Annotated in this window: 20 protein-coding genes; 11 read left to right on the top strand and 9 right to left on the bottom strand. The window is 67.6% G+C overall.

What is annotated here, in order from left to right; translation table 11 throughout:
• Nucleotides 1–2 precede the first annotated feature (2 nt).
• From P7V53_RS04745 to P7V53_RS04730, 4 genes are all read left to right on the top strand, one after another.
• Complete coding sequence (locus tag P7V53_RS04745; protein WP_280154328.1) at nt 3–1091, top strand: M14 family metallopeptidase; 1089 nt, start codon at nt 3–5, stop codon at nt 1089–1091.
• A 95-nt stretch (nt 1092–1186) separates the two neighbouring features.
• Nucleotides 1187–1741: an isochorismatase family protein gene (locus P7V53_RS04740; RefSeq protein ID WP_280154327.1), complete on the top strand. Its 555-nt coding sequence runs from the start codon at nt 1187–1189 to the stop codon at nt 1739–1741.
• Complete coding sequence (locus P7V53_RS04735; protein WP_280154326.1) at nt 1725–2741, top strand: helix-turn-helix domain-containing protein; 1017 nt, start codon at nt 1725–1727, stop codon at nt 2739–2741. Before P7V53_RS04740 ends, P7V53_RS04735 begins: the two co-directional genes overlap by 17 nt.
• A 54-nt stretch (nt 2742–2795) precedes the next feature.
• Entirely contained in the window at nt 2796–3296 is a 501-nt protein-coding gene (locus P7V53_RS04730) for a tetratricopeptide repeat protein (protein WP_280154325.1), read from the top strand.
• Between the two features lie 2 nt (nt 3297–3298).
• Here P7V53_RS04730 and P7V53_RS04725 read toward each other — a convergent pair whose 3' ends face one another.
• Genes P7V53_RS04725 through tal form a run of 3 tightly spaced genes read right to left on the bottom strand, consistent with a single transcriptional unit; the run spans nt 3299 to nt 6452 of the window.
• Nucleotides 3299–3913, bottom strand: a complete 615-nt coding sequence (locus P7V53_RS04725) for an HAD family phosphatase (RefSeq protein WP_280154324.1) — start codon at nt 3911–3913, stop codon at nt 3299–3301.
• On the bottom strand, nt 3910–5505 hold the full coding sequence (gene pgi / locus P7V53_RS04720) for a glucose-6-phosphate isomerase (RefSeq protein ID WP_280154323.1): 1596 nt from the start codon (nt 5503–5505) through the stop codon (nt 3910–3912). The genes P7V53_RS04725 and pgi overlap by 4 nt, the downstream gene beginning before the upstream one ends.
• Complete coding sequence (tal, locus tag P7V53_RS04715; RefSeq protein ID WP_280154322.1) at nt 5502–6452, bottom strand: transaldolase; 951 nt, start codon at nt 6450–6452, stop codon at nt 5502–5504. Before tal ends, pgi begins: the two co-directional genes overlap by 4 nt.
• Nucleotides 6453–6621: 169 nt before the next feature.
• Between tal and zwf the strand changes: the two genes are divergently transcribed.
• On the top strand, nt 6622–8076 hold the full coding sequence (gene zwf / locus P7V53_RS04710; RefSeq protein ID WP_280154321.1) for a glucose-6-phosphate dehydrogenase: 1455 nt from the start codon (nt 6622–6624) through the stop codon (nt 8074–8076).
• A gap of 3 nt (nt 8077–8079) precedes the next feature.
• On the top strand, nt 8080–8940 hold the full coding sequence (locus P7V53_RS04705; RefSeq protein WP_280154320.1) for a MurR/RpiR family transcriptional regulator: 861 nt from the start codon (nt 8080–8082) through the stop codon (nt 8938–8940).
• A gap of 43 nt (nt 8941–8983) precedes the next feature.
• Here P7V53_RS04705 and P7V53_RS04700 read toward each other — a convergent pair whose 3' ends face one another.
• The 6 genes from P7V53_RS04700 to P7V53_RS04675 form a co-directional block, all read right to left on the bottom strand.
• Nucleotides 8984–9265: an STAS domain-containing protein gene (locus P7V53_RS04700; protein WP_348273461.1), complete on the bottom strand. Its 282-nt coding sequence runs from the start codon at nt 9263–9265 to the stop codon at nt 8984–8986.
• 15 nt (nt 9266–9280) lie between these two features.
• The gene (locus P7V53_RS04695) at nt 9281–9904 is read right to left on the bottom strand and encodes an ABC transporter substrate-binding protein (RefSeq protein ID WP_280154319.1); all 624 of its coding nucleotides are present in this window, start codon (nt 9902–9904) and stop codon (nt 9281–9283) included.
• A 111-nt stretch (nt 9905–10015) separates the two neighbouring features.
• Nucleotides 10016–10852, bottom strand: a complete 837-nt coding sequence (locus tag P7V53_RS04690; RefSeq protein WP_280154318.1) for a VacJ family lipoprotein — start codon at nt 10850–10852, stop codon at nt 10016–10018.
• Entirely contained in the window at nt 10849–11373 is a 525-nt protein-coding gene (mlaD, locus tag P7V53_RS04685) for an outer membrane lipid asymmetry maintenance protein MlaD (protein ID WP_280154317.1), read from the bottom strand. Before mlaD ends, P7V53_RS04690 begins: the two co-directional genes overlap by 4 nt.
• A 24-nt stretch (nt 11374–11397) precedes the next feature.
• Nucleotides 11398–12177: a lipid asymmetry maintenance ABC transporter permease subunit MlaE gene (gene mlaE, locus P7V53_RS04680; RefSeq protein ID WP_280154316.1), complete on the bottom strand. Its 780-nt coding sequence runs from the start codon at nt 12175–12177 to the stop codon at nt 11398–11400.
• A complete protein-coding gene (locus tag P7V53_RS04675) occupies nt 12174–12995 on the bottom strand; it encodes an ATP-binding cassette domain-containing protein (RefSeq protein ID WP_280154315.1) in 822 nt (273 codons plus the stop codon). The genes mlaE and P7V53_RS04675 overlap by 4 nt, the downstream gene beginning before the upstream one ends.
• A 288-nt stretch (nt 12996–13283) precedes the next feature.
• On the opposite strand from P7V53_RS04675, the gene P7V53_RS04670 reads away from it, so the two are divergent.
• From P7V53_RS04670 to P7V53_RS04650, 5 genes are read left to right on the top strand one after another with little or no spacing between them, the layout of a single operon-like run.
• Nucleotides 13284–13730, top strand: a complete 447-nt coding sequence (locus tag P7V53_RS04670) for a type IV pilin protein (RefSeq protein ID WP_280154314.1) — start codon at nt 13284–13286, stop codon at nt 13728–13730.
• Nucleotides 13724–14338: a GspH/FimT family pseudopilin gene (locus P7V53_RS04665; protein ID WP_280154313.1), complete on the top strand. Its 615-nt coding sequence runs from the start codon at nt 13724–13726 to the stop codon at nt 14336–14338. The genes P7V53_RS04670 and P7V53_RS04665 overlap by 7 nt, the downstream gene beginning before the upstream one ends.
• 52 nt (nt 14339–14390) lie before the next feature.
• A complete protein-coding gene (gene pilV / locus P7V53_RS04660; protein ID WP_280154312.1) occupies nt 14391–14804 on the top strand; it encodes a type IV pilus modification protein PilV in 414 nt (137 codons plus the stop codon).
• 18 nt (nt 14805–14822) lie between these two features.
• On the top strand, nt 14823–15893 hold the full coding sequence (locus P7V53_RS04655; RefSeq protein WP_280154311.1) for a PilW family protein: 1071 nt from the start codon (nt 14823–14825) through the stop codon (nt 15891–15893).
• Nucleotides 15887–16489 (top strand): PilX N-terminal domain-containing pilus assembly protein, encoded by a 603-nt coding sequence (locus P7V53_RS04650; RefSeq protein WP_280154310.1) that lies wholly within the window; start codon nt 15887–15889, stop codon nt 16487–16489. The genes P7V53_RS04655 and P7V53_RS04650 overlap by 7 nt, the downstream gene beginning before the upstream one ends.
• Nucleotides 16490–16506 lie beyond the last annotated feature (17 nt).

Below are 16506 nucleotides of genomic sequence, written 5' to 3'. Positions count from 1 at the left end.
CCATGGACGTCAGCGGGCACTTCGCGCAGACCTACGCCGAGGCGCGAGCGAAGTTTCTCGCCTCTTGCGAAGCAGCCGGCATCGATGTCGAAGCCCATGTCCATCCGATGCTGGGGCGCGACGGCGAGACGCTGGCCATGGACGTTGCGCTCGACGGATCGCGCGACGCGCGGCGTCTGCTGCTGATCACCAGCGCCTGCCACGGCGTCGAAGGATTCTGCGGCTCCGGCATCCAGAACGCACTGCTGCACGACGCCCGCTGGCGCCAACAGGCAAGCAGCGCCGCGGTGGCAGTGCTGTACATCCACGGCCTCAATCCGTACGGCTTCTCGTGGTGGCGGCGGGTCACGCAGGAAAACGTCGACCTCAATCGCAACTTCCACGACTTCACCCAGCCGCTGCCGTCCAATCCGGCCTACGACGAGATCGCGCCGCTGCTGGTCCCGACGACGTGGCCGCCGTCGCCAGAGGCCAACGCCAGGGTGACGGCGCTCATCGAGGCCCGTGGCATCGAGGCGGTGCAGGCCGCCACGTCCAGCGGGCAGTACGACCATCCCGAGGGGCTGTTCTATGGCGGCCGCAATCCGACCTGGAGCAATCAGACCTTGCGCCAGGTGCTGCGTGATCACGGCCGGCGCTGCGACAAGCTTGGCTGGATCGACCTGCACACCGGGCTAGGTCCCAGCGGCCACGGCGAGCGCATCTTCGCCTGCCGCGACGATGCGGCGGCGCTGGCCCGAGCCCGCGCGTGGTGGGGCCCCGAAGTGACTTCGATCTACGACGGCAGCTCCACCTCCGCCCTGCTCACCGGAATGATGTGGCTGGCCGCCTACGACGAATGCCCGCAGGCCGAATACACCGGCATCGCCCTCGAGTACGGCACGCTCCCCATCCTGGACGTGATCAACGCGCTGCGCGGCGACCAGTGGCTGGAGAACCATCCCGAGGCGCCGGCGCCGTTGCATCGCTTCATCAAGCAGCAGTTGCGCGACGCCTTCTACACGGACGACGACGCGTGGAAGCAGCGCGTCGTCGAGCAGGGCGTCGAAGCCGCGCGGCAGGCCGTCAGCGGGCTGCGCGGTTCGCCGTAAGCGTGTCCGAAATTGATCGGTATCGGTCGGACCCCGCCGCGACGGCGCAGCGCCGCCGGCGTACCGTCGCGGCTCGTCACACCAAGGAGCCTTGCATGAACACCGCCCTGCTGCTGATCGACATCCAGGAGTCGTTCCGCCACCGCCCGTACTTCACCGCGGATGCGCTGCCCGCGTTCCTCGCCCGTACCAACGCGCTGATCGACGGCTGCAGCGGGCGAGGCGTGCCGGTGGTGCGCATTCTTCATGTGGACGACGGTGCGCAAGCGGGTCCGTTCGCGCTCGCCTCGGGTCAGGTGCGACCGCTGGAAGGCCTCGCGCGCATCGAGCCGGCGGCCGAATTCCACAAGTCGCGCCACAGCGCGCTGGTCGGCACCGGACTGCCGATCTGGCTGCGGCGCAACGGCATCGGCCGCCTCATCGTTGCAGGCATCCGCACCGAGCAGTGCTGCGAGACGACGACGCGCCACGCCAGCGACGAAGGCTTCGAGGTCGACTTCGTGCCCGAGGCCACGCTCACCTTCGACATGCGCCACCTCGACGGGTCGCCGTTGCCGGCGGCCGACATCGTCGCGCGCACCTCGGCTGTCTTGAGCGGCCGCTTCGCGACCATCTGCAGCGTGGAGCAGGCGCTTGCGCGAGCGAGCTGACCCGCCGCCGATCGACATCCTTTTCGTCCTGCCGCCGCGGGCGCTGCTGCTCGACCTGGCGGGCCCGGCGGAGGCGTTTCGGCTCGCCAATCAGCACCGCTCGTCCGCCGGCCGCACAGTGCCTTTCCGGCTGCGCTACACCGCCGCGACGCGCCAGGTCGACAGCTCGGTCGGCCTTGCGATGGCTGCCGTGGAGCCGCTGCCGCAAAGCCTGCCGAGGCCCACCTGGATGGTCTTGGTGGGCCAGCCCAGCGAGGCGCTGGCGCGGCCCGACCCCGACACGCTGACCATCGCCCAGTGGCTGAATCGGCGGATGCGGCCCCTGCTCGAAGGCGATCTGCAGCACCGCCTCGTCACGATCTGCTCGGGCACGCTTCTGGCCGCGCGCGCCGGCCTGCTGGGGTCTCGCCGCTGCACCACCCACCACAATCTGCTCGAGCAGTTGCGCCGGCTGGCGACACACGCCGAGGTGGTCGACAACCGCGTGTTCGTGCTCGACGGCCCGTTGGCCTCCAGCGCCGGCGTGACAGCCGGCATCGATCTGGCGCTCCACCTGATCGCACAGGCCTGCGGCGACGCACTGGCCGCCGCGGTGGCGCGCGACATGGTGGTGTACCTGCGACGCACGCCCCACGATCCGGAACTGTCGCCGATGCTGGCCCATCGCCATCATCTGCATCCCGCGGTCCACCGCGTGCAGGACGCGATCGCGGCACGGCCGACGCACGACTGGGACACGACCTCGTTGGCCGCCGTCGCCCACGTGACCCCGCGCCATCTGCTGCGGCTGTTCGCGGAACACGCCGGTGTCTCGCCGTTGGAGTACCTCGAGAAGATCCGTCTCGAGCATGCGCGACAATCGTTGCGGCGCGGAGCGAGCGTGACTCGCGCCGCCGAGGTCGCCGGCTTTTCCTCGGACCTGCAGCTTCGCCGGGCCTGGGGACGCCATTGGGGCGGCACGCCGCGCGATGAAGCCTCACGGCACTCGGGTTTTCCTTGATCGGCGACGCCGCCTCGCCTACCCTACGCGCCAAACATATTCGAGGAGACAACGATGAGCCTTGTGCGCTCCAGCGCGGCGGCCGCCGCCGCGTCCGTGCTGTTTCTCGTGAGCGCACCCCTCGGGCAGGCTGCCGGCGGAGCCCCTCCCGCGCCGTCCTCCAACGTCGCCGATGAGCTGACCGAAGCACAGCTCATGATCGATCGCAAGGACTGGACCGGCGCCCTGGTCGAACTGAAACGTGCGTTGCGAAAGGACCGCAGGAACCCCGACGTGCACAACCTCATGGGCTACAGCTACCGCAAGAGCGGCCAGCTCGACGAGGCCTTCGACAGCTATCGCACCGCCTTGCGTCTCGATCCCAACCACCGCGGCGCGCACGAGTACATCGGTGAGGCCTACCTCCAGGTCAACCAGGCCGACAAGGCGCGCGAGCATCTGGCCGCGCTGAAGCGCATCTGCGGCGAGCAGTGCGGCGAATACCAGGAGCTCTCGAAAGCGCTGAGCGCCTGGCAGCCGCCGGCGAAGACCGCAGCAACCACCACGGCGAAGTAGCGCTACAGCAAGCCGCGGGCCGCCAGATCGGCCTCCACTTGCTGGGCGCTCAGGCAGTGCACCGCCTGCCATCCCAGCGCCCGCGCCGCCTTCACGTTCAGCGCAAAGTCGTCGATGAACAGCAGTTCGTTCGGTGCGGCCCCGAAGCGGCGCACCGCCTCGTGAAAGATCGCCGGCTCGGGCTTGACCAGCTGCACCCGCGAAGAAAACACGCCGCCCTCGAACCAGCGCATGAACTCATGCGTCGTCTCGAGGTGTTGCGCATAGGGTGCAGGCATGTTGGACAGGAAGAAGAGGCGATGTCCGCCTTCGCGCAGCCGCTCCATCAGCCGCACCATGGGCTCCACCGGCTGCAGCTCGAACGGCACCGCATCGATGATCTTCTGGACATCGGGCAGCGCGATCCCGGTGCGCCAGGCGATCCGCTGGGCCAGCCTGGCCTCGTCGACCATCCCGCGGTCGAACTCGGCCCAGTCCCCGCTGTAGCCCTGGAAAAACTCGGTCACCAGCGCCGCGACCGCGGCCTCCCCCGTCGCGTGGTGCGGCAGCAGCCGCGCCATGAATTCATGCGGCTGCCAGCGGAACACGACGCCGCCGAAATCGAAGACGACGTTCATGCGCGCAAGCGGGCCAGCAGGCCGGCCGTGGAAGCGTCCAGGCCCGCGGTATCCCCGCTTGCCAGGCGGGGCAGCAAGTCGTTGCAGAGGGCCTTGCCGAGCTCGACGCCCCATTGGTCGAAGCTGTTGATGCCCCACAGCGCACCGGCGGCGAACACGCGGTGCTCGTACAGCGCGATCAGTGCCCCGAGGCTTGTCGGAGTCAGCTGGTCGAGCATCAAGGTCGTGCTCGGGCGATTGCCCGGGAAGGTTCGATGCCGCGCCACGGTGTGCGCATCGAGTTGTCGAGACGCCGTGGGCGCCTTTTCGGTCAACGCCTGCTCGGTACGCTTGCCCAGCATGAGCGCCTGCGATTGCGCCAGCCCGTTGGCCAGCAGCTTGTGGTGCAGGCCGCTCAGCGCGTGGGTGGGCCGCTTGACCAGGATGAACTCGACGGGGATCACGTCGGTGCCCTGGTGCAGCATCTGGAAGTACGCGTGCTGCCCGTTCGTGCCGGGCTCACCCCACACCACCGGGCTGGTCGCGAACGGCAGGTCATCGCCGTCCAGATCGACTCGCTTCCCGTTGCTTTCCATCTCGAGCTGCTGCAGATAGGCCGGCAGACGCTTCAGCCCCTGGTGGTACGGCGCGACGCTGCGACTCGTGAAGCCGTGGAAGTTGCGGTACCAGACGTCGATCAGCGCCAGCAGCACCGGCAGGTTGCGCGCCAGCGGCGCCTCGGCGAAATGGCGGTCCATCTCATGCGCTCCGCCCAGGAGCGCGCGGAAGTGATCGGCGCCTATGGCCAGCGCGATCGGCAGGCCGATGGCCGACCACAGGGAATAGCGGCCACCCACCCAGTCCCAGAAGCCGAAGGTGGTCGTGATGCCGAACGCGGCCGCGGCCTGCACGTTGGTCGTGGTCGCGACGAAGTGCCGGGCGATGTCGGTTCCTCCGTTGGAGGTGAACCAGTCCCGCGCGGCGTGCGCGTTGGCCATCGTCTCCTGCGTCGTGAAGGTCTTGCTGGCCACGATGAACAGCGTCTCGGCGGGCTTGAGGTGGCGCAGCACCGCTGCGATGTCGTGGCCGTCGACGTTGCTGACGAAGTGAAAGTGCAGTCCGGGATGGACGAAGGCATCGAGCGCCGGAACGACCATCTGGGGGCCGAGGTCGCTGCCACCGATGCCGATGTTGACGACGTGCCGGATGCCGCTCGCCCGGGTGTCCCGAACGGTCTCCACGTAGGCCAGCATCTCGTCGAGCACGCCGTGCACCTCGTCGGCGAATGGCCCCTGCCCGCGCGGCGCGCGCAGGGCCGTGTGCAGCACCGCGCGGCCCTCGGTGTGATTGATCGGGTCGCCGCGCAGCATGGCGTCGCGGCGCGCCTCCAGTCCGCATTCGCGGGCGAGGTCGACGAGGAAGTGCACGGTCGCGGTGTCGACGAGGTTCTTCGACAGGTCCGCGAAGATCGACGGCGCCTCGACCGCCAGCGCGGCGAAGCGGCCGGGATCGCGGGCGAACGCCTCGCGCAGGTCGAACTCGCGGCCGTGCGCCTCGTAGTGACCGCGCAGGGCGGACCAGGCTTCGGTTTGATCGCAACGGGAAGACTTCATGACATGGCGTGGATGAGTGCGTCGAGCTTCGCCGCGTCGGCAGCGAAGGCGCGTATGCCTTCACAGAGCTTCTCGCTGGCCATGGCGTCCTCGTTCAGCGCATAGCGGAAGCTTGCTTCGTTGTAGGTGACCGCATGAATGGAAGCGGTCTTGGCGGCCTCGGGGTCCAGCTCGCGCACGACCGGGACCTCGCTGGCCTGCAGCGCAGCCAGCAGTTCGGGGCTGATCGTCAACAGGTCGCAGCCCGCAAGCGCGAGGATCTGGCCGACGTTGCGGAAGCTCGCGCCCATCACCTCGGTGTCGATGCCGAACTTCTTGTAGTAGGTGTAGATCTGCCGCACCGAGCTTACGCCGGGGTCGTTGGCACCGGCGTTGGCGGCCTCGTTCCAGGATGCGCCCGCCGCCTTCTTGTGCCAGTCGTAGATGCGGCCGACGAAAGGCGAGATCAGCGTCACGCCCGCATCCCCGCAGGCCACGGCCTGGCAGAAGGAGAACAGCAGCGTCAGATTGCAGTGGATGCCCTCGTGCGCGAGGATGCGCGCGGCCTGGATGCCCTCCCAGGTGGCGGCGATCTTCACCAGGACACGCTCTCGCGGGATGCCGGCGGCCTCGTACAGCGCCACGATGCGGTGTGCGCGCGCCACCGTGGCGGCGCAATCGAAGCTCAGCCGGGCGTCCACCTCGGTGGAGACCCGTCCCGGGATCAGCTTGAGGATCTCGAGGCCGAAGCGCACCAGCACCTGCTCGACCACCTCCTCGTGCGGCCAGTCCTTGTACTGGGCCACCGTTTCCTGCAGCAGGGGAGCGTAGTCGGGCTGCTGCACGGCCTTGAGGATCAGCGAAGGATTGGTCGTGGCGTCACGCGGCGAGAACTGCGCCAGCTGCTTGAAATTGCCGGTGTCGGCGACGACGGTGGTGAACTGTTTGAGCTGGTCGAGTTGGTTCATGGAGGATCCTGCGCGGCGCGCCAGGCTCCATTAGAACGGATCATGCCGGGGTCCCCGTAACAGCTGCGAAATTCGTGAGCGCCCGCCCGCCGCGGTACTCCGTCGGCGTTGACCCGCCGAAGAAACTTCGGCATCATTCGGATGAAACTAAATTACATCCCGCGAGCCCATGTCCTTCGATCTCGTCCTCTTCGGTGGCACCGGCGACCTCACGTGGCGCAAGCTGATGCCGGCGCTGTTCCAGGCTTTCCGTCACGGCAAGCTGCCGCCCTCCGGACGCATCCTCGCAGTCGCTCGCGACGAACACACCGACGAGCGGTATCGCGCCTGGCTGAAGGAGCGCTTCCAGGAGGTCGTGCACGAGAAGCGGCCGAGCGACGAGGAGTTCGAGCGCTTCGCCCAGCTGGTCCACTACCGTCGCATGGACCTCTCGCAGCCCGAGCACTACTCGCGGCTCAAGCAGTGGTTGCAAGAGCGCAATGCCGACACCGTGGTGCTGTACCTGGCCACCAGCCCGCACCTGTTCCCCATGATCTGCGAGCAGCTCGGCGCCGGGGGGCTCAACGAGCCGCACATCCGCGTCGTGCTCGAGAAGCCGCTGGGCCACGACCTGGCGAGCGCGCAGGAGATCAACCGCGTCGTGCGCTCGGTGTTCAGGGAGACGCAGGCCTTCCGCATCGATCACTATCTTGGCAAGCCGTCGGTTCAGAACCTGATGGCGCTGCGCTTCGGCAACGCGCTGTTCGAGCCGCTGTGGCGCCGCGAGAGCATCGCCAACATCCAGATCACGCTTGCCGAGGACATCGGCGTCGGCACGCGCGGCGACTTCTACGACCGCACCGGCGCCCTGCGCGACATGATCCAGAACCATGCGCTGCAGCTGCTGACCATGGTGGCGATGGAGCCGCCTTCGCGCAACGACGCCGATGCGATCCGCGACGAAAAGCTCAAGGTGCTGCGCTCGCTGAAGCCCTTCACCGACGAGAGCGTGGCGCGCGACGTGGTCCGCGGGCAATACCGCAAGGGCACCTCCAACGGCAAGCCGGTTCCGGGGTATCTCGAGGAGCCGAAGGTGCCCCACGGCAGCAAGACCGAGACCTTCGTCGCGCTGCGCACGGAGGTCGAGAACTGGCGCTGGGCGGGCGTGCCGTTCTACCTGCGCACCGGCAAGCGGCTGGCCGCGCGCGACGCCCAGATCGTCGTGAACTTCCGCCCCACGCCGCACAGCATCTTTCCCGGCATCAACCAGCCCAACAAGCTCGTCATCAAGCTTCAGCCCGAGGACGGGCTCGAGCTTCACCTGCTCGCGGCCAAGGGCGCCGGCCAGCCCGAGACGCTCGCTCCGGTGTTCCTCGATCTCGACTTCGAGAAGGCCTTCGCCGAGAACCGCGTCGGCGCCTACGAGCGATTGCTGATGGACGCCATCGCCGGCCGGCTGAACCTCTTCGTGCGCAGCGACGAACAGGAGCAGGCGTGGCGCTGGGTCGAGCCCATCCTTGACGCATGGGGGCGCGACAACGACGCCGGCGGCGGCCCGCGCCCCTATGCGGCGGGAACGTGGGGACCGGCGGCCGCCAGCGCGCTGGTGGCGCGCGACGGCTTCGCCTGGGCCGAAGAGCAATAGGTCATGCTGGACCGCATTCGCGCCTCGATTCCCGCCTTGCCTCCCGCCGAGCAGCGGGTGGCCAAGCTCGTGCTGGCCGACCCGCGCAGCTTCGCCAGTCTCCCCGTGGGCGAGCTCGCCGAGCGTTCGCATGTCAGCAAGCCCACCGTGGTGCGCTTCTGCCGCAGTATCGGCTACGACGGCCTGGCCGACTTCAAGCTCAAGCTCGCGGGCAACGTCAATGAAGGCGTGCCGTTCGTCCACCGGGCCGTCGACGAAGACGACAAGCCTGGAGACGTCATCGTCAAGGTCATCGACAACGCCGTGTCGGCGCTGCTGAGGTACCGCAACGACGCGGCCAGTCACGCCTTCGAACGGGCGATCTCGGCGCTGACGGCCGCAGGACAGACGGGCCGCCGCATCGAGTTCTACGGCGTCGGCAACTCCGGCATCGTGGCGCAGGACGCGCAGCACAAGTTCTTTCGCCTCGGCGTCAACACCGCCGCCGTCAGCGACGGCCACATCCAGGTGATGAGCGCGACCATGCTGCGGCCGGGCGACTGCCTGGTCATCATCAGCAATTCCGGTCGCAGCCGCGATCTGCTCGATGCGGCCGACATCGCGCGCAAGAAGGGCGCGACCACCATCCTCATCACTGCGAGCGGCTCACCCCTGGCGCAAACGGCGCAAGGGGCCAACCAGGTCTTGCTGGCCGTGGATCATCCGGAGGACTATGACCGCTACAGCCCCATGGTGTCGCGATTGCTCCATCTGATGGTGATCGACATCCTGACCACCGCCGTGGCGCTGCGCCTGCCAGGCGAGTTGAGGCCCGTGCTGCAGGAGATAAAGCGCAACCTGAGAGCGAAGCGGTACGCGGCTTAGCGGTCAACCGCGGACCGTTGTGCCGCATGCGGCGGGCGCTTGGCTACGCAGACCCCAGCGGAACAATGCCGTCCACGCCGTACAGCTTGGCCAGGGCGGCGAGCTTGGGCGGCGTGTTGCGAACCTCCAGGCCCTTGCCCCAGTCGTGCGCGAGCCGCTGGCATTCGAGAAGCACGGCGATGGCGGAGGTGTCGAACTGCTGCAGGCCCGACGCATCGATGACGACGCCGGTGTCCGGCTCGCGCCGCAACGCCTGCGACAGCATCCCCAGCGCGTCACGCGCTTCACTCATCGTGAGCGTGGCCGGCAGCAACAGCATCGTCATGCCTCCCGTTGTCGCTCAGCTGCGCGCGCCGGCGGCCTTGTTGCGCTCGGCCAGCTTGGCGATCAGGCCGTCGATCCCGTTGGCGCCGATCTCTTGCGCGAAGCTGTTCTGGTAGTTCTGCACCAGCCACACGCCGAGCACGTTGACGTCGTAGATCTTCCAGCCATTGGACGTCTTCTCCAGGCGGTAATCGAGCTGGATCGGGTCACCCTGGCCGCGAACCTCGGTCTTCACGATGACCTCGGCGTCGTCGGCGCTGCCGCGCATCGGCTTGACCTGCACGGTCTGGTTCTGGACCTGGGCCAGCGCGCCGGAATACGTGCGCACCAGCAGCACCTTGAACTCGTCCTGCAGGCGCTTCTGCTGCTCGGGCGTGGCCTGGCGCCAGTAGCGGCCGACCGCTGCGGACGTCATGCGCTGGAAGTTCACGTGCGGCATCACCTTGGCATCGACCAGCGCGATGATCTTGTTGACATCGCCGGCCTTGATCGACTTGTCGGCCTTCACGGCGTCGAGCACTTCGGTGGACACCTGCTTGATCAGCGCTTCGGGACCCTGTGTCTGCGCATGCGAAGGGGCGCCGATCCACACCAGGCCTGCGGCCAGCGAGAGCATGAGAGCGATACGTCGAGAAAACATTCGATTACCTTTCTGTTGAGCCTCTTGGCACGGACGTTGGAGGGTCGTTTCGTGCCGGAGTTCGGCGCGCCACGGAACAACGTCCGATCCGGCAAACCGGTTGGCCTTGCCTTATTTCGCCGGCGGCTTGGCCTCGGGCGCGGCTTGCTGGGGCGCGGACGCAGGGGCGGCGGCCGGTTCAGCAGACTGCGTCTTCGATTCGTCGCCCTGCGACTTCGATTCATCGCCCTTCTGCGGCTCCTCGCCGTCGTAGACGAGGCTGCGGCGCCGCTGCAGATAGGCGTCGCGCACGAAGGTGTACTTGTCGAGCGCGATGTCGTCGAGCACCTTGCTCGCGCCGAGCAGACTTGCTCGCGTATTGATGATCTGCAGCCCGGTCAGCTCCCACTTCACCGCGCCGTCGTTCACCGCAAGCGCCGGCGAGACGGCACGGTCTAGCGGCAGCGCCAGCGACTCGCGCACGCTCGACGGCCCGAACAGGGGCCAGACGACGTAGGCACCGGGTCCGAAGCCCCAGGTGCCCAATGTCTGGCCGAAGTCCTCGTACTGGTGATCGAGACCGAACTCGGTGGCGACATCGAGAAAGCCGGCCAGGCCGAACACCGTGTTGGTGCCGAAGCGGATGGCGTCCTGGAAGCCGTTGGTGAACTTGCCCTGGAGGAAGTTGTTGATCGCCGACCAGGCATCGGCCGCATTGCCGAAGAAGTTGGCGATGCCGTTGCGCGTCGGCCGCGGCACGACGTTGCTGTAGGTCACGGCCACCGGCTTGAGCACGTTCTCGTCCAGGCGCTCGTTGAAGATGAAGACGCGGCGGTTCCACTTCTCCCAGGGGTCGACGCGGTCTCCGGCCGTGCGCGCGCCCAGGGTGGAACATCCCGGCAGCGTGGCGGCCAGCGCGAGCAGCACCGCCGACCGGCCGGCACGCTGCAGCGCGAGCGGCGAAATCACTTCTTCGCTCCCGCGGCCGCAGGGGGCGCGGCCTGGCCCGCCGGTGCAGCCGGCGTGGGGTTGGCGCCATCGGCCGCCTTGCTGAAGAGGAACTGGCTGATGAGGCTTTCCAGAACGACCGCCGATTGCGTCTGGCGGATCACATCGCCTGCCGCCAGGTTCTTCTCGTCGCCGCCCGGTTCGATGCCGATGTACTGATCGCCGAGCAGTCCCGACGTGAGGATGCGCGCGGACGAGTCCTTGGGAAACTGCACGCCCTTGTCGAGATCCATCGTGACCAGCCCCTGGAAGGACTTCTGGTCCAGCGTGATGGAGGTGACGCGACCGACCGTGACTCCCGCGCTGCGCACCGGCGAGCGGGCTTTCAGTCCGCCGATGTTGTCGAAGCGCGCCGTGACCGTGTAGCTGTCGCGGTTGCCGAAGCTGGCCAGATTGGCAGCCTTCAGCGACAGGAACACGAGGGCCGCGAGCCCCATCAGCACGAACAGCCCGACCAGTGTTTCGATTCCCTTTTTCGTCATCACTCTTCCCCGGACGCGCCTGGTTCAGGCGGTCGAAAACATCAGCGCGGTCAGCACGAAATCCGTGCCCAGCACCGCCAGCGACGAGATCACGACCGTGCGGGTGGTCGCATACGCGACGCCTTCGGGCGTGGCCTGGGTCTCGTAACCCTGGTACAGCGCGACGGCCGTGCAGATGATCCCGAACACGATGCTCTTCAGCACGCCGTTGCCGACATCGCGCCACACATCGACGCGCGCCTGCATGATCGACCAGAAGTTGCCGGCGTCCACACCGAGCAGCAGGACCGCCACCACGTAGGCGCCGAGTATGCCGACCGCGGAAAACAGAATCGCGAGCAAGGGCATGGACACCACGCCGCCGATGAAGCGGGGGGCGAGCACGCGGCTCTTGGGATCGATGGCCATCATCTCCATCGCCGCGATCTGCTCGCCGGCCTTCATGAGGCCGATCTCGGCAGTGAGCGAGGTACCCGCCCGACCCGCGAACAGCAATGCCGCCACCACCGGGCCGAGCTCGCGCACCAGCGAGAGGTTGACGATGAGCCCCAGCGACTCGGTGGCCCCGTAGGTGACCAGCGCGTAGTACATCTGCAGCGCGAGCACGAAGCCGACGGCCATGCCGGAGGCGAGGATGATCAGCAGCGAGAGATTGCCGACGGCATGAACCTGCGTGACGACGAGGTTGAAGCGCCGCAGCGCCGCCGGCACGGCGCGCACGATGTCGGCAAAGAAGAAGCTCGCATGGCCCAGCGAGCGCAGCATCGCAAGCGTGCGGGCGCCGAGCTCGCGCAGCGCGTTCATGCGGCAGTCTCCGAGCGAACGTCGAAGTCCTCGGCCAGCGACCGCGCCGGATAGTGGAACTTCACCGGGCCGTCGGGCTCGCCGCGCACGAACTGCCGCACCTCGGGGTCGGTGGAGTTCATCAGCGCCGACGGCACGCCTTGCGCGACGATGCGCCCGCCCGGCGCCATCAGGATCACGTGGTCGCTGATCGCCATGCATTCGGGTACGTCATGGGACACGACGAGCGAGGTGGCGCCGGTGACGTCGTTGAGCGTGCGGATCAGGTTGGCCGCCACGCCCATGGAGATGAGATCCAGGCCGGCGAAGGGCTCGTCGTACATGATCAGCTCGGGATCGAGAGCGATCGCCCGCGCGAGAGCGATGCGTCGCGCCATGCCACCCGAGACCTCGGAGATGCGCAGGCCCGCGGCGCCGCGCAGGCCGACGGCATTGAGCTTCATCAGCACGATGTCGCGCACCATCGACTCCGGCAGATCGGTGTGCTCGCGCAGCGGGAAGGCGACGTTGTCGAATACCGAGAGATCGGTGAAGAGCGCGCCGAACTGGAACAGCATGCCCATGCGGCGGCGCATGCGGAACATGCGCTCGCGGTCTCGCGGATCGACCTTCTCTCCATCGAAGCGGACCTCGCCGGAGTTGGCGGTGTTGCTTCCGCCGATGAGGCGCAGCAGCGTGGTCTTGCCGCAGCCGGAGCCACCGAGGATGGAGGTGACCTTGCCGCGTGCGAAGCGCAGCGTCACGTCGTTGAGGATCGTGCGGCTGGCGTCATAGCCGAACGTGACGTGATCGATCTCGATCAGGCTGTCGGAGTTCAATCGGGTGGTGTGGGGCCGCAGGGCCGCCCGCAGAGGTTCTTCGGTAACCGGGCGGCTTTTCGTCCTGCTGCACCGCCGGAGCTTGCGGCCTATTCTCTCACGCGATGGCGCGCTGTCCGGGACTACCCTAGGCCGTGCGACCCGGCGCACCGACGTAACAGTTGCAGCGCAGGCCTGCGGCCGGCTTCGTCCCCGGGGCTCGAAGATGAACGGTCTGCCCGGTCCGACGACTGGCTCCAGCGCGATCGCCCGGGTACCGACAATTCCGCCACCTCCAGGATTTCAAACATGCTGCATCTGAACCGAGACACCGGCCCCCGTCAACGCGGCTTCACGCTGATCGAGATCATGATCGTGGTCGCGGTCGTCGCCATCCTCTCGGTGGTTGCCGTCCCGGCCTATCGCGACTACCTTACGCGCGGCCGAATCCCGGAGGCGACGTCCGCACTCGCGACGCGCCAGGTTCAGGCGGAGCAGTTCTTCCAGGACAACCGCACGTATGTCGGCGCCACCAATCCGGCTTGCGTGGCCGATTCCACGGGCACCTACTTCAACTTGTCCTGCAGCGTGCAGACCGCGACGCAAGTCACGATCCAGGCGGTCGGCAAGGGTGCCATGGCCGGGTTCACCTACACCGTCAATCAGGCCAACACCAAGACCTCGGCCGTTCCGTCGGGGTGGACGACACACTCGCCCAACAATTGCTGGGTCGTTCGAAAGGACGGCCAATGCTGAATCCGCGCCGCGGGCACGTCGGCCTGACGCTCATCGAGCTGATGGTCGTGATCGCCCTGCTCGCCTTCCTGTTGATGCTGGGCGCACCCAGCTTCTCCACCTGGATCCAGAACAGCCGGCTGCGCTCGTCGGCCGAATCCATCCTGGCCGGACTCCAGCAGGCCAAGGCCGAGGCGGTCAGCCGCAATGCGCGGGTGCGGTTCCAGTTCACGTCGACGCTGGACGACACCTGTGCGCTCAGCACTTCGAGCGCCAACTGGGTGGTCAACCTGGACCCTGATTCGGATCCGAACGCCGTCGTCGGGTCCTGCGGCACGGCCCCGGACGATGCGGCCGCGCCGCGCATCCTGCACAAGCGCGATGGCGTCAATACACCGACCGGCCTGGTGGTGGCGACCGGCGGGGTGTCGAGCGTCGTGTTCAACGGCCTGGGCCGCATCACCCCCGTCCCGGCCGGTAACGTGAGCATCACCCTGTCGAATCCGACGATCGGCGATTGCGCGGACGCCGGCGGCCCCGTGACTTGCCTTCGGATCGTCGTCTCGCCGGCCGGCCAGTTGCGCATGTGCAATCCGAAGTTCTCGCTTCCCGATCCGCAAGGCTGCTGACATGTCACGCCCACGCCGCTCCACGACGCTGCCGCATCCGCAGTCCGGCTTCATGCTGCTGGAAGTCCTGGTCTCCATCCTGATCTTCTCGATCGGCGTCCTGTCGATCGTGGGCCTTCAAGCCAATTCCGTGAAGCAGTCGTCATCGGCTCGTTACCGCACGGATGCCAGCCTCTTGGCCAACGACCTGATCGGGCGCATGTGGGTGACCGATCGCACCTATGCGACGCTGAATACCAACTTCGCGACCTCCGGCACCGAATACACCAGCTGGCTGCCGCAGGTCCAGGCCGCCCTGCCCGGCTCGGCGGCGAACCCGCCGACCGTGACCGTCGTCTCCGTGCCTGCAGGCGGTGTCGGCGGCACGCCGAGCAGCCGCGTGACCATCACCCTGTCGTGGAAGGCGCCCAACGAGCCCGCGGCCGACCCGGTGCATCAACTCACCGTCGTCACTCAGATCAAGTAGGACCAGCAGGAGCATCGATTGAAAAGCTGCCGTCGTCCGCACCGATCCGCTCAGCGAGGCGTCAGCCTCGTGGAGCTGATGGTCGGCCTGGTGATCGGAATGGTCGCCGTCATCGTCATCATGCAGGTCTTCCAGCTGTCCGAAGGGTCGAAGCGCACCACCGTCGGGGGCGATGACGCACAGACCAACGGCGCCGTGGTCCTCATGACCCTGCAGCGCGAGATTCGCCAATCAGGTCACGGCGTCGCCGCATTGGCGCTGATCGGCTGCAACGTGTCGTTGCCCGCACCGGCCACCTGGTCGGTCAACACCATCGCCCCGGTGACGATCAACCATCCCAACATTCCGGCAGGCGATGCCAACACCGACACGCTGGTCGTGGTCTACGGCAATACGGCCGGGCCCACCGAAGGCGACCGCGTCATCACGCAGCCACCGGCCACGGCCAATGTGTACACGGTGACGACCCCCACGTCGTTCGCGATCGGTGACCGGATCATCGCGGTCCCCCTGATCGACCCTCGCCCCGTTCCCTGCAACGTCACCATGGAGCCCGTCACCGCCGTGACATCTCCGAGCCCGCCCAACGTGAGCGTGGCCACGGGGGTGGCCGGCATGACGAACGGCACGCTGTACAACGTGGGCGCCGCGCCCACGATACGCGTCTATGCGGTCCGCAACGGTGCCCTGACCGTCTGCGACTACATGGCCAACGACTGCAGCCTCGCGGCAAGCGTCAACAACTCGGCGATCTGGGTCCCGATCGGCGACAACATCGTGAGCCTGCGCGCCGACTATGGCCGCGACACCAGCGCGCCGATGGACTCCGTCGTCGATGCCTACGATCGCACCGATCCGGTGGGCGCATGCGGCTGGACCCGGGTGACGGCGCTGCGCCTCTCCCTCGTCGCCCGCAATTCGCAACTGGAGAAGACGGCCGTGTCCGCGAGCGCCCCCGCCTGGTCCGGCTCGGCCAGCGCGCCGATCGATCTGTCGGGCAACGCGGATTGGCAGCGGTATCGCTACAGGACCTTCGAGACCACCGTCCCGTTGCGCAACATGGCATGGCAAGGGGTGCAACCATGCTGAGCATCGACCACCGGCCCGCCGCCCGGCAGCGAGGCGTCGTTCTGATCGTGTCGCTGATCGTCCTGGTGGCCATGACGCTGGCGGGCATCGCGCTGATGCGCTCGGTGACCACCGGAAACCGCGTGGCCGGCAACCTGGCGTTCCAGCAGGCGGCGACGCAGGCGGCCGACGTCGGCGTCGAGACCGCAATCGCCTGGCTCGAAGCGAACAACACCGGCGGCACCCTGTACACCACCACGGCCAGCGGCGCGCCCGTCGGCTATTTCGCCGCGCGCCAGGATCCGGCCGCCGGCGTGTCGTGGGAAACCTTCTGGAAGGACACCCTGGTCGCGACTGGCCGCGTCAACACGCTGGCAGCCGATGCATCGGGCAACACGGTGTCCTACGTCATCCACCGGATGTGCAACGCGGTGGGCGACCCCAACAGCGGCATCGGCTGCTCCGTCGCACCGCGCGTGGTGGGCGAAGAAGGCGGCGGCATGGGCACGGGAACCGTTCCCGTCAAGCTGCCCAACCAGCAGTACTACCGCATCACCGCGCGCGTGGTCGGGCCGCGCAACACATCGAGCATCGTGCAGGTCATCGTCGCCATGTGAGCGCGGCTCGCACCCCA

Source organism: Piscinibacter sp. XHJ-5 (genome assembly GCF_029855045.1).
Lineage (GTDB): Bacteria > Pseudomonadota > Gammaproteobacteria > Burkholderiales > Burkholderiaceae_C > Albitalea.
The sequence above is the reverse complement of the archived record's forward strand: the minus strand, read 5'-3'. Positions and strand labels throughout refer to the sequence as shown.